Here is a 26470-nt window from a genome sequence, read left to right on the forward strand (position 1 = left end):
ATGGCAATGGCAGCGGCCTGGCTCGCAGGCATGGCGATCGCCGCGCCGACGGCGGCGCAGCAGCGGCCGGCCGTACAGAGCGCGCCGGCGATCGACCGCACCATCCTCCACGTCCAGGTCATCCTCGACTCGCTCGGCTTCGGCCCCGGGGTGATCGACGGCAAGGGCGGACAGTCGCTCGCCGCGGCGCTCAAGGGCTTCCAGGAGGCGAAGGGCCTGCCGCGTACCGGCAAGCCCGACGCGGCGACCTTGCAGGCGCTCTATCCCTATCGCGCCAAGCGCCCGACCGCGCGCTTCGTGGTGACGCGCGAGGCGCTCGCCGGTCCCTATTACAATCCGCTGCCGAGGGATTATGGCGAACAGGCGAAGCTGCCGGGCATCGGCTATGCGACGCCGATGGAGAAGCTGGCGGAGATGTTCCACACCCAGCCGGCGGTGCTGATCGCGCTCAACTCGCCCGACACCCGGCTCAAGGTCGGCGATGCGATCATCGTCCCCAATGTGCTGCCCGCGAGCCGCGCCTATGACCCCAAGCTGCCCGATCACTGGCGGCAGACGCTCGCTATGCTCAACGTCGACGCGCGTCAGCCGACCGCCGACCACATCATCGTCGACAAGTCGGACAAGGTGCTGCGCGTCCTCGACAAGGACGATCGTCTGATCGCGCAGTTCAGCGCGACGATGGGGTCGCAGCACGATCCGCTGCCGCTCGGCCGCTGGACGATCAACGGCGCCGACTATAACCCCAAATTCCACTATAATCCGGCGCTGTTCTGGGATGCCAAGACGGGCGACGAGAAGGAGATGCTGCCGCCGGGGCCGAATGGACCGGTCGGCGTCGTCTGGCTCGACCTGTCGAAGGAGCATTACGGCATCCACGGCACGCCGCATCCCGAACTGATCGGCCGAACCGAGAGCCATGGCTGCATCCGCCTGACCAACTGGGATGCGGCGCGGCTCGCACAGATGGTCAGGCCGGGCACCAAGGCGGTGTTCAAGGCGTGAGCGGGCGCCGGTATGGCGGCGGCTATAATGAGGGCAGGCGGTTGTCGCGACGATACCGGCCGCGACGGGCAGGGGATGATATGACGGATCGCGGGATGCGCGCTGGATCGTGGTCGGAAGCTAGCCGCCCGCCGCGACGCGCCCCGGGGTCCGTGGCATGACCCGTTTCGGCTGGATCGTCCTCACGGTCTTCGTCCTCGTTGCCGCGGGGTTCGCCGCGATGACCAGCTTCGGCACCGCCCGTCATCGCCGCCTCGACACGGCGGTGACGCAGCCTTTGCCATCGTCGCCGCCTGCCGCCAGCGCCGCGCTGCTCACCGTGCCGGTGAAGGGCGTGCGGCGCGAGGCGATCGTCGACAGCTGGAACGACGCACGCGGCGGCGGCACGCGCGGGCATCACGGAACGGATATTCCCGCCGCCGCCGGCACGCCCGTCGTCGCCGCGGCGGCAGGGACGGTCGAGAAGCTGTTCCAGTCGAATCTCGGCGGCACCACCGCCTATGTCCGTTCGCTGGACCGGCGCTGGATCTATTATTACGCGCACCTCTCCGGTTATGCGCCGGGCCTGCACGAGGGGCAGGGGGTGCGGGCGGGCGAGCCGATCGGTTTCGTCGGCGACACCGGCGACGCCGGACCCGGCAATTATCATCTTCATTTCGGCCTGCAGCGGATGCGGCCGGACGAACGCTGGCACCAGGGCATAGACGTCAATCCCTTTCCGCTGCTTGCCGCGCGCGGGCAGGGACGGTAAGGAGCGCGACCGGGCGTGCGCCGGACGCGCGCCTCTCTCGCTCTTTCCAATAGGTTCAGATCCATGAAGATCAGCGGCGTGGACATCCGTCCCGGCAACATCATCGAATATGAGGGCGGCATCTGGCGCGCCGTCAAGATCCAGCATACGCAGCCCGGCAAGGGTGGCGCCTATATGCAGGTCGAGATGAAGAACCTGATCGACGGCCGCAAGAACAACGTCCGCTTCCGCTCCGCCGAAACGGTCGAGCGCGTCCGCCTCGACACCAAGGACTTCCAGTTCCTGTTCCGCGACGGCGATGCGCTGACCTTCATGGACAAGGACAATTACGAGCAGATCACGCTCGATGCCGGTATCCTCGGCGATGCTGCGGCCTTCCTGCAGGACGGCATGGACGTGGTGCTCGAACTCTATGACGAAAAGCCGATTTCGGTCGAACTGCCGAGCACGATCGAGGCGATGATCGTCGAGGCCGATGCGGTGGTGAAGGGCCAGACCGCATCGTCGTCGTACAAGCCGGCGATCCTCGACAATGGCGTGCGCGTGATGGTGCCGCCGCATATCGGCGCGGGCACGCGCATCGTCGTCGACGTCTACGAACAGACCTACGTCCGCCGGGCGGACTGACGACCTATCCCTTTCCCTGCGGGAGAGGGTGGCCGAATGTTACGAGGTCGGGTGAGGGCAGGTCCTTCTTCCGGCCTCACCCTCCCACCGCCTGCGGCGGCGGGCCCAGCTGCGGGGTGGACTACGCCCCGCGTGATTCAGGTCATGCCCGGGGCATGACCTACCCCGCAACTCTCTCCCGGTGGGAGAGGGGTATAGAGAAGACTTATGCCCTCCCATTCCGGCCTCTTCACCGTCATCGAACGCGCCGCGCGCAAGGCCGGCACGGCGCTGCGCCGCGACTTCAACGAGGTCCAGCACCTCCAGGTCAGCCGCAAGGGGCCTGCCGACTTCGTGTCGATCGCCGACAAGCGCGCCGAACAGACGCTGTTCGACGAATTGCGCCGCGCGCGCCCGGACTGGGGATTCCTGATGGAAGAGGGCGGTGAGGTCGCGGGGGATCCCGACAAGCCGCGCTTCATCATCGATCCGCTCGACGGCACCTCCAACTTCCTGCACGGTATCCCGCATTTCGCCATCTCGATCGCGGTCGAGGAGCCGACCCCGGCGGGCAAGCGTGAGATCACCACGGCCCTGGTCTACCAGCCGCTCACCGACGAGAGCTTCTGGGCAGAGAAGGGGCGCGGCGCGTGGCTCACCGACCAGCGGCTGCGCGTCTCGGCGCGGCGCGATCTGTCGGAAGCGCTGATCGCGACCGGCATCCCGTTCCTCGGCCATGGCGATTTCGTCCAGTGGAGCCGCATCTTCGGTGCGATCGCCCCCGAGGTCGCCGGCATCCGCCGCTTCGGTGCGGCGGCGCTGGATCTCGCCTGGGTCGCGGCGGGCCGGTTCGACGGCTATTGGGAATCGGGGCTCAAGCCCTGGGACGCCGCCGCGGGCATGCTGCTGGTCAAGGAGGCCGGCGGCTACGTCACCGACTTCCGCGGCGCCGACCGGGCGATGGAGCGCAACGAGTTCCTCGCCGCCAATGACGGCCTGCACGTCAAGCTGCACAAGCTGGTCGCCGGCGCACTGCGCTAAGCGCAAGGCCTGCCTCTGTCCCCGTCCCGGCGGAGGGGATGGAGCGCTCCCAGCATCGGGCGGGGGCGGGGCGATATCGCCCCCGTCGTCGCGATCAATTGAGAGTGATTCGCAGGCGGTTCGCGGCCTTGCCCGTGCTCGCCCGGAGGCCTAAAGCGGCCCCCACATCCTTCGCACCTGCGAGAAGTCTCTTGGTCGATCTGTCGCAATATCTGCCCATCCTGCTCTTCCTGGGCGTCGCCCTGGCACTGTCGAGCACGTTCGTGTTCCTGCCGATGCTCGTCGCCCGGCTGACCGGCACCGACAAGCCCAACGAGCAGAAGCTGTCGGAATATGAATGCGGTTTCCCCGCCTTCGAGGATCCGCGCAGCCAGTTCGACGTGCGATTTTATTTGATCGCCATTCTGTTCATCATCTTCGATCTCGAAGCCGCGTTCCTATATCCTTGGGCAGTCTCGGTCTTCAGCATCGGCTGGACCGCATGGATCTCCATGATGATCTTCATCGGCGAACTGGCCCTGGGCCTCGTCTATGCCTGGAAAAAGGGAGCGTTGGATTGGGAATGACCCCTATGTCCGGACCGGTAGAACTCGCCCGCTCGGCGGCGCCCACCTCGGTGGTGCCGCCCGATCAGGGTTTCTTCGACAGCCTCAACGGCGAGCTCAACGACAAGGGCTTCCTCGTCACCTCGACCGAGGAGCTGTTCCAATGGGCGCGCACCGGCTCGTTGTGGTGGATGACCTTCGGCCTCGCCTGCTGCGCGGTCGAGATGATCCACGTCAACATGCCGCGCTACGACCTCGAACGGTTCGGCGCTGCGCCGCGCGCGTCGCCGCGCCAGTCGGACGTGATGATCGTCGCCGGCACCTTGTGCAACAAGATGGCGCCGGCGCTGCGCAAGGTCTACGACCAGATGTCGGAGCCGAAATACGTCGTGTCGATGGGCAGCTGCGCCAATGGCGGCGGCTATTACCATTACAGCTATTCGGTCGTGCGCGGCTGTGATCGCGTCGTGCCGGTCGACATCTACGTCCCCGGTTGCCCGCCGACCGCCGAGGCGTTGCTCTACGGCATCATGCAGCTTCAGCGGAAGATTCGCCGCCAGGGGAGCATCGAACGGTGAGGGCGCCCGCTCCCGCCTGGGCCGCCGACCTCAACGGCGAGACGATCGAGACCGTGCGCGCGACGCTCGGCGCGGCTTTGCTCGACGCGGTCGAGCAGGTCGGCGAGATCGCGCTGTACGTCGAGCGCACCGCGATCGTCGATGCGCTGACTAAGCTGCGCGACACGCCTGGCCTCGAATATCAGCAACTGATGGAGATCGCCGGCGTCGATTATCCGGACCGTCCCGAACGGTTCGAGGTGGTCTATTGCCTGCTCTCGCTGACCCGCAACCACCGCCTCCACGTCCATGTCTCGACCGACGACGTCAAGCCGGTGCCGTCGGTGACGGGGATCTGGCCGGTCGCCGGCTGGCTCGAGCGCGAGGTGTACGACATGTACGGCGTGCTATTCACCGGCAATGCCGACCTGCGTCGCATCCTCACCGATTACGGCTTCCGCGGTCATCCGCAGCGCAAGGACTTCCCGCTCTCGGGCTTCGTCGAGATGCGCTATTCGGAAGAGGCGAAGCGGGTGATCTACGAGCCGGTCAAGCTGGCGCAGGATTTCCGCAACTTCGACTTCCAGAGCCCGTGGGAGGGCGCCGCTTACGTGCTTCCCGGCGACGAGAAGGGCATGCTGCCCGAGGCGAAGGGCGCGCCGACGCCGCTCAAGGCCGACGACATCGCCAAGGCCGATGCCGCGCGCACCCCGACGCAGGCGCCCAGGGCCGGCAGCGAACCCTATGCCAAGAACGACACCTCCGGCACCGCCAACACCGGCGCCGGCGAGCGCGATCCGGGGAATGCGCGCGAGGACAAGCCCAAGGATTCGGACGTCGTGCCGACCAAGGGTGGAGGACAGAATCAGTGAGCCAGGACACGCACGTCGCGCCCGCCACACACAGTGTCGATCCCTATGTCGACGAGCTGATGCACGTCACCAGCCCGGCGCATCCGACCGAGGGTGACGTCACGATCCAGAATTACACGATCAACTTCGGTCCCCAGCATCCGGCGGCGCATGGCGTGTTGCGGCTGGTGATGGAACTCGACGGCGAGATCATCGAGCGGATCGATCCGCACGTCGGCCTGCTCCATCGCGGCACCGAGAAGCTGATCGAATACAAGACCTACGCCCAGGCGATCCCCTATTTCGACCGGCTCGATTATTGCTCGCCCGCGTGCATGGAGCATACCTTCGTGCTCGCGATCGAGAAGCTGCTCGATATCGAGGTGCCGCTGCGCGCCCAGTATCTGCGCGTCTTCTTCGCCGAGCTGACCCGTATCTCGAACCACATGCTCAACCTCGGCAGCCACGTCATGGACGTCGGCGCGATGACGCCGAACCTGTGGATGTTCGAGATCCGCGAGGATTGCTACGGCTTCCTCGAGCGCGCCACCGGGGCGCGGATGCATCACAATTACTTCCGGCCGGGCGGCGTCCATCAGGACGTGCCGCTCAAGCTGCTGACCGATATCGCCGACTGGCTCGACACGCGTCTGCCGCGGCTGTTCGAGGATGCGATCAGCCTCGTCGCGGACAACCGCATCTTCAAGCAGCGCAACGTCGATATCGCGACGGTCAGCCGCGAGGATGCGATCGCCTGGGGCTTCTCGGGCCCGATGATCCGCGCGGCGGGCATTCCGTGGGACCTGCGCAAGTCGCAGCCCTATGACGTCTACGACCGGATGGAGTTCGACGTTCCCGTCGGCACGCGCGGCGATTGCTACGATCGCTTCATGGTGCGCGTCGAGGAGGTTCGCCAATCGGCGCGGATCATGAAGCAGTGCCTGCGCGATATGCCCGAGGGGCCGATCGCCTCGACCGACCGCAAGGTCGTGCCGCCCAAGCGCGCCGAGATGAAGCAGTCGATGGAAGCGCTGATCCATCACTTCAAGCTCTACACCGAGGGCTATCACGTCCCCGCCGGCGAGGTCTATGTCGCGACCGAAAGCCCGAAGGGCGAGTTCGGCGTGTTCCTCGTCGCCGACGGCTCGAACAAGCCCTATCGCTGCAAGATCCGGCCGACCGCGTTCAGCCATCTGCAGGCGATGGATTTCATGAGCCGCGGTCATATGCTCGCGGATACGACCGCGATCCTGGGGGCGATGGATATCGTGTTCGGTGAGTGCGACCGGTGACGGAGGATGTCGAGAACCTGATATTGGAACGGCTGCGTCGTATCGACGACCGGCTGTCGAATATCGAGGGCGACATGCATGATGTGAAGTTGCGGATGACGGTCGTCGAGGAGCATATCGGCAATCTCGTTCTGTCGGTATCCGGATTGAATGCGCGAATGGACCGCTTCGATGAGCGGCTGACCCGTGTGGAGCGCCGCATGGAATTGCGGGGTGGAGAATAATGGCCGAAGCAGCACATATCCCCGACGAGGCTGAAACCCGCGCACGCTGGGGCAGCTTCGCCTGGACCGAAGAGAATCAGCGGAAGGCGAACGAGATTCTCGCGCGCTATCCCAAGGGGCGCGAGCAATCGGCGTCGATCCCGTTCCTCGATCTGGCGCAGCGCCAGGTCGGTGCGGAGACTCAGACGCAGGGCTGGCTGCCCGTGCCGGTGATCGAGTTCGTCGCGCGCCAGATCGGCGTGCCGTATATGCGCGTGTTCGAGGTCGCGACCTTCTACACGATGTTCAACCTGGCGCCGGTCGGCCGCTACCACGTGCAGGTCTGCGGGACGACGCCGTGCATGCTGCGCGGGTCGGACGATGTGCTCGCCGCGTGCAAGAACCGCGGGCTGGTCAAGGGCGGGACGACGCCGGACGGCATGTTTACGCTGACCGAGGTGGAATGCCTCGGCACCTGCGCCAATGCGCCGATGGTGCAGATCAACGACGACAATTACGAGGATCTGGATTACGACCGGACCGTCGCGGTGCTGGAAGCGCTCGCCAATGGCGAGACGCCCCGCACCGGATCGACGATCGGCCGCCAGACCAGCTGCCCCGAAGGCGGCCCGACGACGCTGACCGCGATGGTCGACGCCAACCACGATTATCGGAGTGAGTGGGCATGACCGTAGAGGATACCCGCTTTATCACCGAGATGCTGCGCGGCATTCGTGGCGACATGGCCGACGTGAAGGACCGGATCGTCAACATGGAGTTGCGGCAGACCGCGATGGAGCACCGCTTGCTCGGTATCGACACCCACTTGGCTGCCGTGCAGCAGGGTGTCGACGGCTTGTCGAGCGACATGCGCCGCGTCAAGCAGCGCCTTGACCTAGTGGACGGACACGCCTGATGCTTGCTGACAAGGACCGCATCTTCACCAACGTCTACGGGTTCCAGCCGTGGAACCTCGAGGCGGCGCTGAAGCGGGGCGACTGGGACAATACCAAGGCGCTGATGGCGCTCGGCCAGGACGCGATCATCGACGTGATCAAGGCGAGCGGGCTGCGCGGCCGTGGCGGCGCGGGCTTCCCGACCGGCACCAAATGGTCGTTCATGCCCAAGGAGCCCAAGCCCGACCGGCCGAACTTCCTCGTCATCAACGCCGACGAGTCGGAGCCGGGTTCGTGCAAGGACCGCGAGATCATCCGTCACGATCCGCACAAGCTGATCGAGGGCGCGCTGATCGCGGGCTATGCGATGCGCGCGCGCGCCGCCTATATCTACATCCGCGGCGAATATATCCGCGAGGCGGAGACGCTGTTCGCGGCGGTCGCCGAAGCCTATGACAAGGGGCTGATCGGCAAGAACGCCAGCGGGTCGGGCTATGACTTCGACGTCTTCGTCCATCGCGGCGCCGGCGCCTATATCTGCGGCGAAGAGACCGCGATGCTCGAAAGCCTCGAAGGCAAGAAGGGCCAGCCGCGGCTCAAGCCGCCGTTCCCGGCGGGTGCCGGCCTCTATGGCTGCCCGACGACGGTCAACAACGTCGAGTCGATCGCGGTCGCGCCGACGATCCTGCGTCGCGGTGCGGCGTGGTTCTCGAGCTTCGGGCGCGAGAACAACAAGGGCACCAAGCTCTATCAGATCAGCGGCCATGTGAATAAGCCGTGCGTGGTCGAGGACGCGATGGGGCTGAGCTTCCGCGAATTGATCGAGACGCATTGCGGCGGCATCCGCGGCGGCTGGGACAATCTGCTCGCGGTGATCCCGGGCGGCTCGTCGGTGCCGCTGGTGCCCGCCAAGGACATCATCGATGCGCCGATGGACTTCGACGGGCTGAAGGCGGTCGGTTCGGGCCTCGGCACCGCGGCGGTGATCGTCATGGACAAGTCGACCGACATCGTCCGCGCGATCAGCCGCATCTCCTATTTCTACAAGCATGAGAGCTGCGGCCAGTGCACGCCGTGTCGCGAAGGCACCGGCTGGATGTGGCGGGTGATGGAGCGGCTGCGCACCGGCGACGCCGACATCGCCGAGATCGACACGCTGCAGCAGGTCACCAAGCAGGTCGAGGGCCATACGATCTGCGCGCTCGGCGACGCCGCGGCCTGGCCGATCCAGGGTCTGATCCGTCACTTCCGGCCGGAGATCGAGCGCCGGATCATCGAACGTAGCGGTGGCGATCTCGCCCCGATGCAGGAAGCTGCCGAATAATGCCCAAGCTGAAAGTAGACGGGATCGAGGTCGAGGTGCCGCAGGGCGCGACGGTCCTCCAGGCGTGCGAAGCCGCGGGCAAGGAAATCCCGCGCTTCTGCTATCACGAGCGGCTGTCGATCGCCGGCAATTGCCGCATGTGCCTCGTCGAGGTGAAGCCGGGGCCGCCGAAGCCGCAGGCATCGTGCGCGCTGCCCGCCGCGGACAATCAGGAAGTGTTCACCACCACGCCGATGGTGAAGAACGCGCGCGAAGGCGTGATGGAATTCCTGCTGATCAACCATCCGCTCGACTGCCCGATCTGCGATCAGGGCGGCGAGTGCGATCTGCAGGACCAGTCGGTCGCTTATGGCAAGGGCCACAGCCGCTACACCGAGAACAAGCGCGCGGTGACCGAGAAATATATGGGTCCGATCGTCAAGACGATCATGACCCGCTGCATCCAGTGCACCCGCTGCGTCCGCTTCGCCGAAGAGGTCGCCGGGGTCGAGGAGATCGGCGCGATCTATCGCGGCGAGGACATGCAGATCACCTCCTATCTCGAACAGGCGGTGACCAGCGAGCTGAGCGGCAACGTCGTCGATCTGTGCCCGGTCGGCGCGCTGACCAGCAAGCCCTATGCCTATGAGGCGCGGCCCTGGGAGCTCAAGAAGACGCTGACGATCGACGTGCAGGATGCGGTCGGCACCAACATCCGCCTCGACAGCCGCGGCCGCCAGGTGCTGCGCTGCGTCCCGCGCATCAACGAGGACGTCAACGAGGAATGGGCACATGACAAGACGCGCCATCACGTCGACGGCCTGATCCGTCGCCGGCTGGATCGCCCCTATGTGCGGCGCGACGGCAAGCTCGCGCCGGTGAGCTGGGACGAAGCGTTCGCGGTGATCAAGGACCGTGTCGCGGCGGCTGGCTCGAACGTCGCCGCTGTCGCGGGCGATCTTGTCGACTGCGAGACGATGTATGCGGCCAAGGCGCTGCTCGCCAAGCTCGGCTCGACCAAGCTCGAAGGCCGGCAGACCGGCATGGCCTATGACACGTCGAGCCTCGCCGCGGTCAATTTCAACACGACGATCGCCGGGGTCGAACAGGCCGATGCGATCCTGCTCGTCGGCACCAATCTGCGCTGGGAAGCGCCGCTGGTGAACACGCGCATCCGCAAGGCGATCAAGAAGGGCGCCAAGGTCTTCGCGATCGGGCCCGAGACCGAGCTGACCTATAAGGTCGAATGGCTCGGCAGCGACCTGTCGCTGCTCGGCAACCTGCCCGAGGCGGTCGCGACGCTGTTCGGCGAGGCCAAGGCGCCGCTGATCATCGTCGGCGGGGCGGCGCTCAAGGGCGGCCATGGCGCGACGCTCGACTTCGCCAAGCGCTTCAACCTCGTGCGCGAGGGCTGGAACGGCTATAACGTCGTCCATATGGCGGCGAGCCGGATGGGCGGGCTGATGCTCGGCTATGCCCAGGCGGGCGGCATCGCCGACGTCACCGATGCGGCGGTGACCTTCTTCCTCGGCGCGGACGAGGTGGATTACACCAAGTTCGGCGGCTTCAAGGTCTATGTCGGCCACCACGGCGACGCCGGCGCGCATCATGCCGACGTCATCCTGCCGGGCGTGACCTATGCCGAGAAGTCGGGCACCTGGGTCAACACCGAGGGTCGGGTCCAGCGCGGCGAGCGCGCGGTGTTTGCACCGGGCGATGCGCGCGAGGATTGGACGATCTTCCGTGCCTTGTCCGAAGTGCTCGGGGCGACGCTGCCGTTCGACAGCCTTGCCGGCCTGCGCGAGGCGATGGCGACCGAGGTGCCGGCGCTGCGTCACGTTAACACGCTGGTGGCGTTCGACTGGAACCCGCCGTTGCTCGACACGGCCGGGCAGGGCAGCCTGTCGGGCTATCCGATCAAGGATTTCTATCTGACCAATGCCATCTGCCGCGCATCGCCGACGATGCAGCGCTGCTCGGCCGAACTGGTCCATGGCGAGACGTTCGCGGAGGCGGCGGAGTGACTGACTTCTTCAACACGACCGTCGGCATGTCCTACGGCTGGGCCTGGTTCGTCGCGACGATCATCGGGATCCTGGTCATCGCGCTGCCGCTGATGCTGGCGGTGGCGATGATCATCTACGCCGATCGCAAGATTTGGGCGGCGATGGCGCTGCGCCGCGGCCCGAACGTCGTCGGGCCGTTCGGCCTGCTCCAGTCGTTCGCCGACGGCCTCAAGGTGTTCCTTCAGGAAACGATCGTTCCGGCCGCGGCCAATCGCGGGCTGTTCCTGCTCGCGCCGATCATCACCTTCACGGTCGCGCTGATCGTCTGGGCGGTGGTGCCGTTCGGTGCGGGCGTGGTGCTCGCCGACATCAACGTCGGTCTGCTCTATGTGCTCGCCGCCTCGTCGCTCGGCGTCTATGGCGTGATCCTGTCGGGCTGGGCGTCGAACTCGAAATATCCCTTCTATTCGGCGCTGCGCGCCGCGGCGCAGATGGTCAGCTATGAAGTCGCGATCGGCTTCATCCTGATCTCGGTGGTGATGTGGGCGGGGACGTTCAATCTCAGCGGCATCGTCATGGCGCAGCAGAGCACGCTCAACCTCCACATCAACGCGTTCGGCATCAATCCGCTGCTGTTCCCGATGGCGGTGATGTTCTTCATCTCCAGCCTCGCGGAAACGCAGCGCGCGCCGTTCGATCTGACCGAGGCGGAGAGCGAGCTCGTCGCCGGCTATCAGACCGAATATAGCTCGATGAGTTTCGCGCTGTTCTGGCTCGGCGAATATGCCAACGTGCTGCTGATGTGCGCGCTCAACGCGACGCTGTTCTGGGGCGGCTGGCTGCCGCCGATCGACTGGGCGCCGCTCTATTACGTGCCGGGGATCATCTGGCTGTTCGCCAAGATGCTGTTCTTCTTCTTCGTGTTCAGCTGGGTCAAGGCGACGGTGCCGCGCTACCGCTACGACCAGCTGATGCGGCTGGGGTGGAAGGTGTTCCTGCCGCTGTCGCTGTTCTGGGTGTTCCTGGTGTCGGGCGTGCTGATGCTGATGCGCGTCCCGGTCGCGGGATGAGCCGCGCCAGCGAATGGATGACGGCCCGCGGCCTCAGGCCGCAGGCCTTGCGTGACCGGGCGCTTGCGGGCGTCGGGATCGGATTGATGGTCGTGTTGATCGACCGAATGATGGGATTGGGCTCTTGAGCGTCGGACAGATCATCAAGTCGTTCACCTTGTGGGAGTTCGTGAAAGCGCACGCCCTCACGCTGAAGTATTTCTTCAAGCCCAAGGCGACGATCAACTATCCCTATGAGCGCAACCCGGTGAGCCCGCGGTTCCGCGGCGAGCACGTGCTGCGTCGCTATCCGAATGGCGAGGAACGCTGCATCGCCTGCAAATTGTGCGAGGCGGTGTGCCCGGCGCAGGCGATCACGATCGAGGCCGAGCCGCGCGACGACGGCAGCCGCCGCACGACGCGCTACGATCTCGACATGACCAAGTGCATCTTCTGCGGCCTGTGCCAGGAAGCCTGCCCGGTCGATGCGATCGTCGAGGGGCCGAACCTCGAATATTCGACCGAGACGCGCGAGGAGCTGATCTACGACAAGGCCAAGCTGCTCGACAATGGCGATCGCTGGGAGCGGTCGATCGCGGCGAACCTTGCCGCCGATGCGCCATACCGTTAATGCGCGCCGCATTCGTTTTCGGGCTTAGGGGGCCGACCAAATCGTGATCCAGGCCATCGCCTTTTATCTCTTCGCGATCATCGTGATCGGTTCGGGAGCGATGACGATCTCGTCGCGCAATCCGGTCCATTCGGTGATGTGGCTGATCCTCGCCTTCTTCAATGCGGCGGGGCTGATGGTGCTCGTCGGCGCCGAGTTCATCGCGATGCTGCTCGTCATCGTCTATGTCGGTGCGGTCGCGGTGCTGTTCCTGTTCGTGGTGATGATGCTCGATATCGAGGTCGCGCAGCTGCGCGCCGGTATCGCGCGCTACGCCGCGCTCGGGCTGGCGCTCGCCGCCGGGCTGCTGATCGAGATCGTCATCGGCATCAAGGCGTGGAGCGCCGGCACCTTGCAGGTCAGTCGCCGCCTAGCGCCGACCGACACCGCGGTGCCCAACATCCAGGCGATGGGGCAGCTGCTCTACACGCGCTATCTGTTCGTGTTCGAGGCGGCGGGTTTCGTCCTGCTCGTCGCGATGATCGGCGCGATCGTGCTGACGCACCGCCAGCGTGGCGGCGTGCGCGGGCAGAACATCAGCCGCCAGAATGCGCGCCGTCCCGAGGATGCGACGCGCAACGTCCAGCCGCCGGTCGGCCAGGGGGTTCAACTGTGACTATCGGCCTTATCCATTATCTGGTCGTCGCCGCGATCCTGTTCACGATGGGCGTGCTCGGCATCTTCCTCAACCGGAAGAACCTGATCGTCATCCTGATGGCGATCGAGCTGATCCTGCTGGCGGTGAACCTCAACCTCGTCGCCTTCTCCGCCTATCTGCACGATCTGGTCGGCCAGATCTTCGCGATGTTCGTGCTGACCGTCGCCGCCGGCGAGGCGGCGATCGGGCTGGCGATCCTGGTGATCTATTTCCGTGGCCGCGGCACCATCGCGGTCGACGACGTCAATCGGATGAAGGGCTAAATACCGGTGCACTCCATCCTCCTCATCGTCTTCCTGCCGCTGCTCGCGGCGGTGGTCGCCGGGCTTGGCAACAAGGCGATCGGCTTCGTGCCGGCCAAGGCGATCACCACCGGCGCGCTGTTCGCCTCGTGCCTGCTGAGCTGGCCGATCTTCCTCGGCTTCCTCGCCGGCACCAACACGGCGACCGTCGTGCCGGTGCTGACCTGGATCGTCAGCGGCGACATGGCGGTCGACTGGTCGCTCCGCGTCGACCAGCTGACCGCGATCATGCTGGTGGTGATCACCAGCGTGTCGGCGCTCGTCCACCTCTATAGCTGGGGCTATATGAGCGAGGACCCGGATCAGCCGCGCTTCTTCGCCTATCTGTCGCTGTTCACCTTCGCGATGCTGATGCTCGTCACCGCGGACACGCTGGTGCAGATGTTCTTCGGCTGGGAAGGCGTCGGTCTCGCCAGCTATCTGCTGATCGGCTTCTGGTTCCGCAAGCCGAGCGCCAATGCCGCCGCGATCAAGGCGTTCGTCGTCAACCGCGTCGGCGATCTCGGCTTCATGCTCGGCATCTTCGGCACCTTCCTGGTGTTCGGCACCGTCTCAATCCCGGCGATCCTCGCCGCCGCGCCGACGATGGCCGGCTCGACGATCGGCTTCCTCGGCATGCGTGCCGATACGATGACGGTGCTCTGCCTGCTGCTGTTCGTCGGCGCGATGGGCAAGTCGGCGCAGCTCGGCCTGCACACCTGGCTGCCGGACGCGATGGAAGGACCGACCCCGGTGTCGGCGCTGATCCATGCGGCGACGATGGTCACCGCGGGCGTGTTCATGGTGTGCCGCCTGTCGCCGATGTTCGAAATGTCGCCGACCGCGCTCCACGTCGTGATGGGCGTCGGCGCCGCGACCTGTCTGTTCGCCGCGACGGTGGGCATGGTGCAGACCGACATCAAGCGCGTCATCGCCTATTCGACCTGCTCGCAGCTCGGCTATATGTTCTTCGCCGCGGGCGTCGGCGCCTATGGCGCGGCGATGTTCCACCTGTTCACGCACGCCTTCTTCAAGGCCTTGCTGTTCCTCGGCGCCGGCTCGGTGATCCATGCGATGCACCATGAGCAGGACATGCGCTATTACGGCGGCCTGCGGAAAAGCATTCCGCTGACCTTCTGGGGCATGATGATGGGGACGCTGGCGATCACCGGCGTCGGCCTGCCGGCGCTGTTCGGCAATCCGCTCGCCATCGGCTTCGCCGGCTTCCACTCGAAGGACGCGATCATCGAGGCGAGCTGGGCGGCGGGCGAGCCCGGCGTCTGGTTCGTCGGCGTGCTCGTTGCGCTGATCACCAGCTTCTATTCGTGGCGGCTGATGTTCCTGACCTTCTGGGGCACGCCGCGCTGGGCCGCGTCCGAGCATATCCAGCATGCCCTGCACGACGCGCATGGCCATGGCCATGACGACCATGGGCACGACGCGCACGGACATGACTCGCATCATCCTGACGAGGCGCGTGCCAATCCGGCGCAGGCCGAGGACAGCGGCGATCGCCCGTCGGTGCACGGCGCGTCGCAGCAGGACCTGCCCGCCGGCACCGGCGGCTATCATCCGCACGAAAGCCCGTGGCCGATGCTGGTGCCGCTGGTCATCCTGTCGATCGGCGCGATCGCGGCCGGCTTCGTCTTCCACGGCTATTTTATCGAGCCGAGCGCGGGCGAGAGCTTCTGGAAGGGCGACATCGCCTTCCGTGAGCATCTGATGCATGCGATGCACGAGGTGCCGGTGCCGGTGAAGCTGTCGGCGACGATCGCGATGCTGATCGGACTGGCGACGGCCTGGTATGCCTATATCAAGGCGCCGAGCTTCCCGGCGGCGGTGGCGGAGCAGTTCCGCATCCTCTACCGCTTCCTCGTTCACAAATATTACTTCGACGAACTCTATCACCTGCTCTTCGTCCGTCCCGCCTTCGCCATCGGCCGTCTGCTGTGGCACCGCGGTGACGAGCAGACGATCGACCGGTTCGGGCCGAACGGCTCGGCCTGGGTGGTGCAGCTCTCCAGCCGGCTCGCGGGCCGGCTCCAGAACGGATATGTCTATACTTATGCCTTCGTCATGCTGATCGGTCTCACCGCCGTCGTCACCTGGGCGATCGCACAATGAGCGGGCTGCCCATCCTCTCGATCATGCTGCTGATCCCCGCGGTTGCGGCGATCGCCTGCCTGTTCGTCCCCGCCGCGACCGCGCGCCTGCTCGCGCTCGCCGCCACCTTCGTCGATCTCGCGCTCGGCATCCTGCTGTGGGCGAATTACGACATCGGCGGCGCGCAATGGCAGTTCGTCGAGCACGGGCCGTCGTTCGGCTTCTTCCGCTGGGACCTCGGCATCGACGGCTTCGCGCTGATGCTGATCATGCTCAGCGTCTTCCTGATGCCGATCTGCATCGGGGCGAGCTGGCGGTCGGTGACCAACCGCGTGCCGGAATATATGGCGGCGTTTCTGTTCACCGAGACGCTGATGATCGGCACCTTCGCGGCGCAGGACCTGTTCCTCTTCTACCTGTTCTTCGAAGCCGGCCTGATCCCGATGTATCTGATCATCGGCATCTGGGGCGGGGTGAACCGGATCTACGCCTCCTACAAGTTCTTCCTCTACACGCTGCTCGGCTCGCTGCTGATGCTCGTCGCGATGCTCTACATGGCGCAGACCGCGGGCACGTCGAGCATCCCGGCGTTGCAGACCTTCGACTTCCCGGCGCACGTCCAGACCTGGTTGTGGCTCGCCTTCTTCGCCTCCTTCGCGGTGAAGATGCCGATGTGGCCGGTCCACACCTGGCTGCCAGATGCGCACGTGCAGGCGCCGACCGCGGGATCGGTGATCCTGGCGGGCGTGCTGCTCAAGCTCGGCGGCTATGGCTTCCTGCGCTTCAGCCTGCCGATGTTTCCCGAGGCATCGGGCCAGCTGACCTGGCTGATCTTCGGCCTGTCGGCGGTGGCGGTGATCTACACCAGCCTCGTCGCGCTGGTGCAGTCGGACATGAAGAAGCTGATCGCCTATTCGTCGGTCGCGCATATGGCGATCGTCACGATCGGCCTGTTCGCCTTCAACCGGCAGGGGATCGAGGGCGCGATGATCATGATGCTCAGCCACGGGCTGGTGTCGGGCGCGCTGTTCCTGTGCGTCGGCGTGATCTACGACCGGCTGCATACCCGCGAGATCAGCCGCTACGGCGGTCTGGCGATCAACATGCCGCGCTACGCGCTGTTCTTCCTGTTCTTCACCATGGCGTCGATCGGCCTGCCGGGAACCAGCGGCTTCGTCGCCGAATTCCTGTCGCTGATGGGCACCTATCAGGTGTCGACCTGGATCGCCCTGCTGTGCACGACGAGCATCATCCTCGGTGCGGCCTATATGCTCTACCTCTACCGCCGCGTCGTCTTCGGCGAGCTCAAGTCCGACGACACGCGCGCGATGGAGGATCTGTCGCACCGGGAATTGTGGCTGCTCGCGCCGATCGCCGCGGTCGCTCTGTGGATGGGTGTCTATCCCGAGAGCTTCATGGCGCCGATGCGCAAGGATGTCGGCGTGCTGCTCGCCCGCATCGATCGCGCGGCGCCCCCGTCCGACTCCCAGCCGACTGCCGGCAAGCCCCTCGCCGCCGCGCCGGCCGCCCACGGAATGACCCACTGATGGATTACGCCGCCAATCTCGCCATGACCCTGCCCGAGCTGATCCTCGGGGCGGGGGCGATCATCCTGATGCTGGTCGCCGCCTGGGGCGGCCCGGCGTCGACGCGCGCCATCTCCTGGGCCGCGGTCGCGATCCTCGCCGGCGCCTGCCTCGCGCTGATCGGCCCGGCCAGTTACGGCGGGGCGGCCTTCGACGGCCTCTACCGCGCCGATGCCTTCGCCGCTTTCGCCAAGGTGCTGATCTTCATCGCAGCGGCGGTCGGGATCATCATGGCGCCGGACTTTTTCGAGCGCACGCACGGCGACGATCTGCGCCCCGAATATCCGGTCCTGATTTTGCTTTCCGCCGCCGGCATGGGCCTGATGGTCTCGGCCAGCGACATGCTGACGCTGTACGTCGGCCTCGAATTGCAGAGCCTTGCCGCTTATGTGCTGGCGAGCTTCATGCGTCGCGACACGCGGTCGGCGGAGGCGGGCCTCAAATATTTCGTGCTCGGCGCGCTGGCGAGCGGCATCCTGCTCTACGGCATCAGCCTCGTCTACGGCTTCTCGGGGACGACGCTGTTCAGCGGCATCGCCGCCGCTTACGCCGGGCCGCAGTCGCTCGGGCTGCTGTTCGGGCTGGTGTTCGTCTTCGCCGGTATCGCGTTCAAGATCTCGGCGGTGCCGTTTCATATGTGGACGCCCGACGTCTACGAAGGCGCGCCGACCCCGGTCACCGCCTTCTTCGCCTCGGCGCCCAAGGTGGCGGCGATGGGCCTCGCGGTCCGCGTCGCGGTCGAGGCAATGGGTCCGGCGACCGATCAGTGGCGCCAGATCGTCATCTTCGCCGCGCTCGCCTCGATCGTACTCGGCGCGGTGGCGGCGATCGGCCAGACCAACATCAAGCGGCTGCTCGCCTATTCGTCGATCAATAACGTCGGCTTCGCGCTCGTCGGTCTCGCCGCGGGAACGCCCGAGGGTGTTTCGGGCGTGCTGATCTACATGACCATCTATATCGCGATGACGCTCGGCTCGTTCCTGATCGTGTTGCAGATGCGCGGCGAGGACGGTCAGCCGATTGAGAGCATCGCGGCGCTCTCCGGCATGTCGCGGACTCGCCCGGGTCTCGCCGCGGCGCTGGCGATCTTCATGTTCAGCCTCGCCGGCATCCCGCCGCTGTTCGGCTTCTACGCCAAGTTCGCGGTGTTCGATGCGGCGGTGCGCGCCGGACTGTTCCCGCTCGCGGTGGTCGGTATCGCCGCCTCGACGATCGGTGCTTATTATTATCTGCGCGTCGTAAAGACGATGTACTTTGACGAGCCGGCCCCGGCGTTCGTCAAGGGCAACAGCCCGATCGAGGGCGGTCTGATCGCGCTGACCGCCGCGTTCGTGTCGCCGCTCGGCTATCTCGCCATCCCGCTGCTCGGCGGCTGGACGATGAGTGCGGCGCACGCGCTGTTCCCGGCGATTTGACGATCCGCACGGTCGCCGCCACCGGCTCGACCAACGCCGATATGCTCCTCCTCGCGCGTGACGGCGCGGCGGAGGGGCTCTGGCTCCGCGCCGACCGGCAGACGGACGGCAAGGGGCGGCTCGGTCGGGCCTGGGTGTCGGAGCCGGGCAATCTCTATGCCAGCACGCTCGTCCGGCTCAGCCACGACGATCCGCCGCCGGCGACGCTCGCGCTGGTCGCCGCGGTCGCGCTGCACGAGGCGGTCGGTGCGGTCCTGCCAGTCGGCGGTCCGGCCGCGACGCTGAAATGGCCCAATGACCTGCTGATCGGCGAGGCCAAGCTGTCAGGCATCCTGCTCGAACGCAGCGGCGATGCGGTCGTCGTCGGCATCGGGGTCAATCTCGCGCATCACCCCGATCTTGCCGATCGCCCGACCACCAGCCTGGCGGCGCAGGGCGCGCCGGTCGCTGCGGCCGTCTTCACCGAGGAGCTGGCGGAGGTCTTCGCGCGATGGCTCGCGATCTGGCGGGGGCAGGGGATGGCGCCGGTCCGTGATGGCTGGCTGGCGGCGGCGCATCCGGTCGGCACGCCGCTCCACGTCCGGCTGCCCGACGGCAGCAGCCGCGACGGGCTGTTCGCGGGGCTCGAGGCGGATGGCGCGCTGATCCTCCACTTGGCCTCGGGCCAACGGCATGTCATTCACGCCGCCGACGTATCTGTCCTGAAGGATTAGCGATGCTGCTCGCGGTGGATGCCGGCAACACCAATGTCGTCTTCGCGCTGGTCAAGGGGCGAACGATCAAGGCGCGCTGGCGCATCGCCACCGATCCGCGCCGCACCGCTGACGAATATGCCGTCTGGCTCAGCCAGTTGCTCGCGCTCGAAGGCTATGAACGCAGCGCGATCGAGGCGGTGATCATCGCCACCGTCGTGCCGCGCGCGCTGCACAATCTGCAGGTGCTCGCGCAGAAATATTTCGGCAGCGAGGCGCTGATCGCCGGCCGCGCGCCGGTGCCGTGGAGCATGGCGATCGACGTCGACGAGCCGCAGACCCTCGGCGCCGATCGCGCAGTCAATACGATCGCGGCGCATGCGCTGCATGACGGCGACCTGATCGTCATCGACTTCGGCACCGCGACGACCTTCGATTCGAGCGACTATGCCGGCACCTACAAGGGCGGGATCATCGCGCCGGGGATCAACCTGTCGCTCGACGCGCTGGTCAGCGCCGCCGCGAAACTGCCGCGGATCGCGATCGAGGCGCCGCGCGGCAACGGCAGCGTGATCGGCCGCAACACCGTCGATCAGATGAACATCGGCATCTATTGGGGCTATATCGCGATGATCGAGGGGCTGGTGGCGCGGATGAAGGCGGAGATCGGGCGACCGGTCAAAGTCATCGCCACCGGCGGCCTCGCCACCCTGTTCGAACAACATACCGACGTATTCGACGTCATCGAGCCCGACCTGACGATCCAGGGGCTGGCGATCATGTACCAAAACGCCCATATTGCCTGAGACGCGCTCGCGCCAATCTTCGGCCCGCCGGGCGACACTCTTTGAAAGACCTAAATGACTCCCAAGACCAACGAACTTCTCTTCTGTGCCCTGGGCGGCTCCGGCGAGATCGGCATGAACGTCAATCTTTACGGCCATGCCGGCAAATGGCTGATGGTCGATTGCGGCGTGACCTTCGCCGATGCCGCCTATCCGGGGATCGACATCGTCCTGCCCGACCTGTCCTTCATCGAGGATCGCCTGGGCGACCTCGTCGGCATCGTGCTGACCCATGGTCATGAGGACCATATCGGCGCGTTGCCCTATCTCGCGGAAGACCTCGGCGTGCCGCTCTATGCGACGCCGTTCACCGCCGGGCTGATCCGTGGCAAGCTGGAGGAAGAGGGCAACGCCCATCGCGTCAAGCTGCGCGTCATCCAGCCCGCCAAGGACGGCGGCATCGCCGGCGTGCAGATCGGGCCGTTCGGCGTCAGCTTCATCGAATTGTCGCATTCCATCCCCGAGCCCAATGCATTGGTCATCGAGACCAAGGCGGGCCGCGTCTTCCACACCGGCGACTGGAAGCTCGATCCGACGCCGGTGATCGGCAAGCCGACCAGCCCGGCGCAGCTGACCCGCATCGGCGATGCCGGCGTTGACGTGCTGGTGTGCGATTCGACCAACGTCTTCAACGCCGAGGCTTCGGGGTCGGAAGCGTCGGTGCGGGTCGGCCTCGCCGAGCAGATCGGCCGCGCCAAGGGGCGGGTGCTCGTCACGACCTTCGCCTCGAACGCGGCGCGGCTGCATACCTTGGGTGAGGTGGCTAAGGAGACGGGGCGCAAACTGTGCGTCACCGGCCGCTCGCTCGACCGGATCCTCAAGGTGGCGCGCGCGACCGGCTATCTCGGCGACTTCCCCGAGACGGTCGATCCCGAGACGGCGATGCGCCTGCCGAAGAACAAGGTGCTGATCGTCGCCACCGGCGGTCAGGGCGAACCGCGCGCGGCGCTCGCCCGCGTCGCCGACGGATCGCATACGATCAAGCTCGATTTCGGCGATACGGTGATCTTCTCGTCGAAGCAGATCCCCGGCAATGAGGTCGCGATCGGCAAGATCCAGAATACGCTGGCCGCCAAGGGCGTGGTGATGATCACCGAGCGTCAGGCGCACGTCCACGTCTCGGGCCACCCCGGCCGCCCCGAACTGTCGCAGATGTACAAGTGGATCCGGCCGGAGGTGCTGGTGCCGGTGCATGGCGAGATGCGCCATATGATGGAACATGCCCGCTTCGCGCTGAGCGAGGGCGTGCCGCAGTCGATCGTGCAGAGCGACGGCGACATCCTGCGGCTGCTGCCCGGCAAGGTCGAGAAGATCGGCAATGCCGGAGTCGGCCGGCTGGTGCTCGACGGTGACGTCATCCTTCCGGCGGACGGTTCGACGATCAACGAGCGGCGCCGGCTTGCGATCAACGGCCAGATCTCGGTCGCGGTCGCGATCGGTCGTGACGGGCGCGCGCTCGGTCGCCCGCAGATCCGCGTCCAGGGCGTGCCGGTCGAAGAGGATCGCGCCGCCTTCGTCGAGGATGCCGCCGAGGCGGCGGCCGAGGCGATGAAGGGCCAGAAGCGCGAGATCGATCGCCGCCGCGAGGATATCCGCCTGGCGGTGCGCCGCGTCGCGACGCGCTGGACCGGCAAGAAGCCGGTCGTCGACGTGCTGATCGTCGAGGCCTGATCCCCGATGCGCTGGACGTCGATGCTCGCGATCTACGTCCTGTTCTGGGCGTTCTCGGTCTTCCTGGTGCTGCCCTGGGGCGTGCGCACCACGCAGGAGGCCGGCGGCGATTATGTCGCCGGCCAAGCCGAGAGCGCGCCGCACGAGTTCCGGCTCGGCCGGCTGGCGGTGCGCGTGACGATCGTCGCGACGCTATTGTTCGCGCTGTTCGCCGCCAATTATCACTACGGCTGGGTGACGCCGGCGATGCTCGACCTGTTCGATCGCGCCGCCGTCTACAACGCAGCCTGACCGGCCGGTTCGGGCAACCGTACCGCAAGAGGCCGCTGCGGTCTCCCTCAGTGCTCCTGCGCAGGAAGGAGCCCAGGGCCGCAGGGGCGATCAGTCGGTGTTCACCCTGACCCAAGGTCCTGCTTGCGCAGGGACACGGCGAACGTGAACGACGATACCCACGCTCGCTGTCACTTCGGTGGATGCCCCGGCCGGGCGGCTAGCGCAGCCGCTCGATCGCCTGCGCCAGCGCGACGTATAATTTGCCCATATCCGACGACAGCAACGTCACGCTCAGCGGCGATCCATCGCGCTGGGCAAGCACAGTGCGCAACATGCCCTCAAAGTCGTGGATGTAGCGGTTGACCGCATCGCGGAACGCCGCATCGTCGTCGTAGAGCTGCGCAATCTCGCGCGCGTCGCCGGGTTCGAGCACCCGCACCGCGCGGCGGGTGAAGACACCGCGGTCGCCCTTGAGATAGGCCGCCCAGGCGCTGTCGGTGATATCGGGGGCGAAGGCCTTGGTGATGTCGATCGACGCCGAGTTGAGCGATTCGATCAGCGCCGAGGCGCGCCGCGCGAAGGTGTCGTGCTGGGCCTCCTCGCGTTCGGCGCGCGCCTCTTCGATCCGTGCCTCGACCAGCGCGCCCTGTTCGAGGATCTGGCGGACCTGCGCGGAGAGGCGCTCGGTCGCGCGCGTCGCGGCGGCGACGGCATTTTCCGTAGCGTCGGTGATCGCCTGCACCTGGCGGGCGACGGTGTCGCCGGTGGCGCGGCGCAGCGCCGCGGTGCCCGCTTCCTCCCATTGCGCCGCCGCATCGGGAATGACCGCGGCGAGCGTCTCGCGCGCCTTGTCGGCGGCGACCGTCGCCGTCTCGCGCACGCGCAGCAGCGCATCGACCAGCCGCGGCGCGGCATCGTCGGCGAACCGGTGGGTGCGCTCGATCGTCTCGTCGACCATCATGCCGAGCGCATCCGCCTTGGCGCGCCCTTCGCCCAGCGTCTGGAGCAGGCTGCCCGACAGGCGTTCGAGCGTGCTGCTCTGTTCGGCGACGACATCGGCGATCGCGGCGATCGCCTCGTGCGTACTCTCCGCGGCGGTGACCAGGGCGAGCAGTTCGGGCTTGGCGGCGACGACGACCTGCTTGCTCGCCAGCACCTTGGCGTCGAGCCGCGACAGCGCCTCGGGCAATGTCTCGTCGATCTCGCGCGCCGCAGCGTCGAGCGCGATCAGCAGGGATTCGGTGGTGGCGATCGTCCGGGTCGCCATCGTGTCGCCGCTGCGCAACGCCTCGGTCATCGCATCGGCCGAACCGCCGAGCGCGCTGATCGACGCGGCGAGCATCTGCGATCGATCGACGCCCTGGCTGTGCAGGCGATCGAGCCGGCCCTCGACCGCGCCGATGTCGGCGTCGAGACCGGCGAGCAACGTTTCGCTCGCCTTGCGCTGATCGGTGAGGCGCAGCGACACCCGGTCGATGACGTCCTCGATGCCGCCGATCCGCTCGGCGAGCACATCGACGCTGTCACGCGCCGCGATATCGAGCGCGGCCTGGTTGGCGCGCAGCATCGCAAGCATCGCATCGCCCTGCGCGGCGATGACCTTGCGCGCCTCGTCGACCGCATCGGCGGTACGGCCGAGCAGCGCGTCAACCTCGCCCGACATCGTCGCGGTCACGCTTTCGAGCCGGGCGCCGGCGGTTTCGCTGGTCGCCTCCATCCGGGCGAGATGCGCGGCGAGCTTCTGCGCGGCATTGCCGGTGACGAGGTCGGCCTCGCGGCCTCGTTCGGCGAGTGCGGCGAGTTGCGCGGTGAGCGCGGCGGCATGTTCGCTCGCGGCGAGGCCGGTGTCGTCGAGCAGGTGCTGGACGTCGGCCACCTCCGCCTGCGCGCGCGGCAGTGAGGCGAGCAGCACGCCGAGGCTCTGCTGCGCATCGGCCGCTGCCTGCGACAGCGCATAGGCATGAGCCTCCGCCTGGTCGATCTGTTGCGCCATACCGCGGCTGACCGTGGTGAGCCGTTCGCTCGCCGTGTCGCCCATCGTGCGCAGCGTGTCGATCTGGTCGGCGAGCTGGCGGCGGTTGCCGTCGAGCGCCTGCGCCACCTGGGCGACCGCGCGTTCGAGACTCGCCGCCTCCGCCCGCATCGCCGCGGCGGTGGCGGCGAAGCGGCGCGCCTCGCGCCGGCTGGTGCGCTGCACCAGCAGATAGCCGACGCCGAGCAGCATCGGCATCACCGCCAGCGCGGCGATCAGCTCGATCAGGGCGACCGGCGGCAGCGTCGGCAGCTGGTCGCGCGCCAGCCAGAGCATGCCGACGACCCAGGCGAGGGCGACAAGGCCGAGCAGCGCCGGCACCAGCCAGCCGATTCGTACCGGCGCGGGGTCGGCGACCGGATCGGCCCACGGCGCCGCCGGCTCGCCCCATGCGGCGGTGTTTTCCGCCGGATATCCGTCGGCGAGATCGAGTTCATCCGCCGCGTGGGCGTCGCCGGTGGCGCTGTTCGCCCGCATGTCGATGATCATGGAACCCCCGTTCTTCGACGGCGAACCTACCCGTCTTCGCCTTGCTCATAAAGCAAAACCGCAACACTTGGTTAAGCTGTCGACTGCTACACGCCGGGAATGGCTTATGATCCGGGCGCGATCGATGCGGCTTTGGCCGCGGCAGTGGGGGACGAACCGGCGCTGATCGCCGAGTTGCGCATGGCGTTCGTCGACAGCGCGGAGCGGGCGCTCGTCGCGCTCGAGGCCGCCGCCGACGAAGAGGCGTGGCGCACCGCCGCGGCGCGGCTCAAGGGGCTGGCGGCGAGCTTCGGGGCGGTGCGGCTGATGGCACTGGCCGGCGAGGCGGCCGACGCGCCGCAGGACGCCGCGATCCTTGCCCGGCTCCAGCGGTCGGTCAGCCGGCTGTAGCCGAACGGCGCGACAAAGCGCGGTCCGCTCTAGGCAGCGGCGGCATCACCGCCTAACAGCGGCCGGATGCTCGCCGGCCTCCTCTTCGCCATGCATGACGCCGACGATCGGCCCGCGATGCTCACCGCGACGCTGCCGTTCGGCGGCGTGACGCTGATCGAATATCAGGCGCGATTGCTGATCGCGGCGGGCGCATCGCAGATCGTCATCCTCGTCGCGCGGCTCACCCCCGAATTGCTCGGCGCGATCAGCCGCATCGGCAAGCGCGGCGTCGCGGTCGATCCGGTGCGCAGCGCCGCGGAAGCGGCGGAGAAGCTGCACCCGCTCGCACGCGTGGTGATGCTCGCCGACGGCCTCACCACCACGGCGGCGACGCTGGCGACGCTGACGCGCGACGGCGGCGACGCACTGCTGGTGATGCCCGAGGAGCAGGCGACGATGGGCTATGAGCGCGTCGGCAGCGGCATGGTCTGGGCGGGGGTGGCGCGGCTCGATCCGCGGCGGCTCGCCGAACTGGCGGTGATGCCGCGCGATTATGACGTCCAGTCGACGCTGGTGCGACTCGCGTCGCAGGCGCGGGCGGTGCATCTGCTGCTGCCGCCGGAGGCGGTGCGCGGCGGCCATGGCGTCGGCCATTCGGCGCAGGCGCTGGAGGCGCGAGGGCGGATCGTGCTCGCGGCGATGATCTCGGGACGCAGCGGCTGGTTCGAGCGGTTCGTCACCGCGCCCCTCGGCCGCGCCGTCATTCCGCTGATCGTGCCGCGGACCGTCTCGGCGATGGTCGCCGCGGCGGGGGCGGGGCTGATCGGCCTGTGCGGGCTGGCGCTGGTCGCCTTCGACCATCCGGGGCCGGGGCTGCTGCTGGCGCTGCTCGGCACGCTCGGCGTCGCCTTGGCCGAGATGCTTGCCGATCTGCGCGACGAGCGGTCGCATGCACGCTGGATCGGCATCGTCGCGCAGGCGATCCCGGCGATCGCCGTCCTGCTCCACGGTCGCGCGATCAGCGAGGCGCGGGCGGATGGCGCACCCGAGCTGCTCGCGGTCGGGCTGGTGCTGCTCGCCGCGCTCGGCGAACGCGCGCTGGGCGCCGCGCCGCGGCGGCCCTGGTGGGGCAGTCCGCCGGCCTATCTGCTGCTCGCCTGGCTCGGCGCCTTCGTCTCCGCGCCGGTCGCCGGGCTCGGTGCCGCCACCCTCTATGCCGCCGCGACGCTGACCGCCGCAATCGAACGATTGCGTTGGCAGCCTTAGCGCTGTTTTAAT

The 26470-nt window shown here is 67.0% G+C and carries 27 protein-coding genes; 26 read left to right on the top strand and 1 reads right to left on the bottom strand.

Annotation, left to right across the window (positions count from 1 at the left end; all coding sequences use genetic code 11):
• From PBN85_RS06990 to PBN85_RS07105, 24 genes are all read left to right on the top strand, one after another.
• Positions 1 to 1005, top strand: a complete 1005-nt coding sequence (locus PBN85_RS06990) for a L,D-transpeptidase family protein (protein WP_443026782.1) — start codon at positions 1 to 3, stop codon at positions 1003 to 1005.
• Between the two features lie 157 nt (positions 1006 to 1162).
• The gene (locus PBN85_RS06995; RefSeq protein ID WP_271300557.1) at positions 1163 to 1756 is read left to right on the top strand and encodes a M23 family metallopeptidase; all 594 of its coding nucleotides are present in this window, start codon (positions 1163 to 1165) and stop codon (positions 1754 to 1756) included.
• 63 nt (positions 1757 to 1819) lie between these two features.
• Positions 1820 to 2383, top strand: a complete 564-nt coding sequence (gene efp, locus PBN85_RS07000) for an elongation factor P (protein ID WP_037530700.1) — start codon at positions 1820 to 1822, stop codon at positions 2381 to 2383.
• A gap of 207 nt (positions 2384 to 2590) precedes the next feature.
• Positions 2591 to 3403 (top strand): inositol monophosphatase family protein, encoded by an 813-nt coding sequence (locus PBN85_RS07005; RefSeq protein ID WP_037530702.1) that lies wholly within the window; start codon positions 2591 to 2593, stop codon positions 3401 to 3403.
• 191 nt (positions 3404 to 3594) lie between these two features.
• Entirely contained in the window at positions 3595 to 3969 is a 375-nt protein-coding gene (locus PBN85_RS07010; RefSeq protein WP_037530704.1) for an NADH-quinone oxidoreductase subunit A, read from the top strand.
• Positions 3970 to 3974: 5 nt separating this feature from the next.
• On the top strand, positions 3975 to 4526 hold the full coding sequence (locus PBN85_RS07015) for a NuoB/complex I 20 kDa subunit family protein (RefSeq protein WP_037530706.1): 552 nt from the start codon (positions 3975 to 3977) through the stop codon (positions 4524 to 4526).
• The gene (locus PBN85_RS07020; protein ID WP_037530707.1) at positions 4523 to 5377 is read left to right on the top strand and encodes an NADH-quinone oxidoreductase subunit C; all 855 of its coding nucleotides are present in this window, start codon (positions 4523 to 4525) and stop codon (positions 5375 to 5377) included. The genes PBN85_RS07015 and PBN85_RS07020 overlap by 4 nt, the downstream gene beginning before the upstream one ends.
• A gap of 59 nt (positions 5378 to 5436) precedes the next feature.
• Positions 5437 to 6648 (top strand): NADH-quinone oxidoreductase subunit D, encoded by a 1212-nt coding sequence (locus PBN85_RS07025; protein ID WP_037530924.1) that lies wholly within the window; start codon positions 5437 to 5439, stop codon positions 6646 to 6648.
• Positions 6645 to 6872, top strand: coding sequence for a hypothetical protein (locus PBN85_RS07030; protein WP_271300558.1), 228 nt, complete (start codon positions 6645 to 6647; stop codon positions 6870 to 6872). The genes PBN85_RS07025 and PBN85_RS07030 overlap by 4 nt, the downstream gene beginning before the upstream one ends.
• Positions 6872 to 7540, top strand: coding sequence for a complex I 24 kDa subunit family protein (locus PBN85_RS07035; RefSeq protein ID WP_037530710.1), 669 nt, complete (start codon positions 6872 to 6874; stop codon positions 7538 to 7540). The genes PBN85_RS07030 and PBN85_RS07035 overlap by 1 nt, the downstream gene beginning before the upstream one ends.
• Positions 7537 to 7767 carry a hypothetical protein gene (locus tag PBN85_RS07040; protein WP_271300559.1) on the top strand — a complete coding sequence of 77 codons (231 nt, stop codon included), beginning with the start codon at positions 7537 to 7539 and terminating at the stop codon, positions 7765 to 7767. The genes PBN85_RS07035 and PBN85_RS07040 overlap by 4 nt, the downstream gene beginning before the upstream one ends.
• Entirely contained in the window at positions 7767 to 9071 is a 1305-nt protein-coding gene (gene nuoF, locus PBN85_RS07045) for an NADH-quinone oxidoreductase subunit NuoF (RefSeq protein ID WP_037530715.1), read from the top strand. The genes PBN85_RS07040 and nuoF overlap by 1 nt, the downstream gene beginning before the upstream one ends.
• Positions 9071 to 11074 carry an NADH-quinone oxidoreductase subunit NuoG gene (gene nuoG / locus PBN85_RS07050; RefSeq protein WP_271300560.1) on the top strand — a complete coding sequence of 668 codons (2004 nt, stop codon included), beginning with the start codon at positions 9071 to 9073 and terminating at the stop codon, positions 11072 to 11074. The genes nuoF and nuoG overlap by 1 nt, the downstream gene beginning before the upstream one ends.
• Positions 11075 to 11100: 26 nt before the next feature.
• A complete protein-coding gene (gene nuoH / locus PBN85_RS07055) occupies positions 11101 to 12126 on the top strand; it encodes an NADH-quinone oxidoreductase subunit NuoH (protein ID WP_152542065.1) in 1026 nt (341 codons plus the stop codon).
• Between the two features lie 124 nt (positions 12127 to 12250).
• Positions 12251 to 12736 (top strand): NADH-quinone oxidoreductase subunit NuoI, encoded by a 486-nt coding sequence (gene nuoI / locus PBN85_RS07060; RefSeq protein WP_037530721.1) that lies wholly within the window; start codon positions 12251 to 12253, stop codon positions 12734 to 12736.
• A gap of 43 nt (positions 12737 to 12779) precedes the next feature.
• Positions 12780 to 13391 (top strand): NADH-quinone oxidoreductase subunit J, encoded by a 612-nt coding sequence (locus tag PBN85_RS07065; RefSeq protein WP_037530722.1) that lies wholly within the window; start codon positions 12780 to 12782, stop codon positions 13389 to 13391.
• Positions 13388 to 13696 (top strand): NADH-quinone oxidoreductase subunit NuoK, encoded by a 309-nt coding sequence (gene nuoK / locus PBN85_RS07070; protein ID WP_037530725.1) that lies wholly within the window; start codon positions 13388 to 13390, stop codon positions 13694 to 13696. Before PBN85_RS07065 ends, nuoK begins: the two co-directional genes overlap by 4 nt.
• Positions 13697 to 13702: 6 nt before the next feature.
• Positions 13703 to 15838, top strand: coding sequence for an NADH-quinone oxidoreductase subunit L (gene nuoL / locus PBN85_RS07075; RefSeq protein WP_271300561.1), 2136 nt, complete (start codon positions 13703 to 13705; stop codon positions 15836 to 15838).
• Positions 15835 to 17364 carry an NADH-quinone oxidoreductase subunit M gene (locus PBN85_RS07080; RefSeq protein WP_271300562.1) on the top strand — a complete coding sequence of 510 codons (1530 nt, stop codon included), beginning with the start codon at positions 15835 to 15837 and terminating at the stop codon, positions 17362 to 17364. The genes nuoL and PBN85_RS07080 overlap by 4 nt, the downstream gene beginning before the upstream one ends.
• Entirely contained in the window at positions 17364 to 18818 is a 1455-nt protein-coding gene (gene nuoN / locus PBN85_RS07085; protein ID WP_037530734.1) for an NADH-quinone oxidoreductase subunit NuoN, read from the top strand. The genes PBN85_RS07080 and nuoN overlap by 1 nt, the downstream gene beginning before the upstream one ends.
• On the top strand, positions 18815 to 19531 hold the full coding sequence (locus tag PBN85_RS07090; protein ID WP_271300563.1) for a biotin--[acetyl-CoA-carboxylase] ligase: 717 nt from the start codon (positions 18815 to 18817) through the stop codon (positions 19529 to 19531). The genes nuoN and PBN85_RS07090 overlap by 4 nt, the downstream gene beginning before the upstream one ends.
• A gap of 2 nt (positions 19532 to 19533) precedes the next feature.
• On the top strand, positions 19534 to 20316 hold the full coding sequence (locus tag PBN85_RS07095; protein WP_271300564.1) for a type III pantothenate kinase: 783 nt from the start codon (positions 19534 to 19536) through the stop codon (positions 20314 to 20316).
• Between the two features lie 54 nt (positions 20317 to 20370).
• Entirely contained in the window at positions 20371 to 22026 is a 1656-nt protein-coding gene (locus PBN85_RS07100; protein ID WP_271300565.1) for a ribonuclease J, read from the top strand.
• A 6-nt stretch (positions 22027 to 22032) separates the two neighbouring features.
• Entirely contained in the window at positions 22033 to 22317 is a 285-nt protein-coding gene (locus PBN85_RS07105; RefSeq protein ID WP_037530741.1) for a DUF1467 family protein, read from the top strand.
• A 199-nt stretch (positions 22318 to 22516) separates the two neighbouring features.
• Here PBN85_RS07105 and PBN85_RS07110 read toward each other — a convergent pair whose 3' ends face one another.
• Complete coding sequence (locus PBN85_RS07110; protein ID WP_271300566.1) at positions 22517 to 24820, bottom strand: hypothetical protein; 2304 nt, start codon at positions 24818 to 24820, stop codon at positions 22517 to 22519.
• 99 nt (positions 24821 to 24919) lie between these two features.
• On the opposite strand from PBN85_RS07110, the gene PBN85_RS07115 reads away from it, so the two are divergent.
• Together PBN85_RS07115 and PBN85_RS07120 are read left to right on the top strand one after the other, a co-directional pair.
• Positions 24920 to 25210 (top strand): hypothetical protein, encoded by a 291-nt coding sequence (locus PBN85_RS07115; RefSeq protein WP_037530747.1) that lies wholly within the window; start codon positions 24920 to 24922, stop codon positions 25208 to 25210.
• 66 nt (positions 25211 to 25276) lie between these two features.
• Positions 25277 to 26458: a hypothetical protein gene (locus PBN85_RS07120; protein ID WP_271300567.1), complete on the top strand. Its 1182-nt coding sequence runs from the start codon at positions 25277 to 25279 to the stop codon at positions 26456 to 26458.
• Positions 26459 to 26470 lie beyond the last annotated feature (12 nt).

Source organism: Sphingomonas sp. CV7422 (assembly GCF_027945725.1).
GTDB classification, from domain to species: domain Bacteria; phylum Pseudomonadota; class Alphaproteobacteria; order Sphingomonadales; family Sphingomonadaceae; genus Sphingomonas; species Sphingomonas kyungheensis.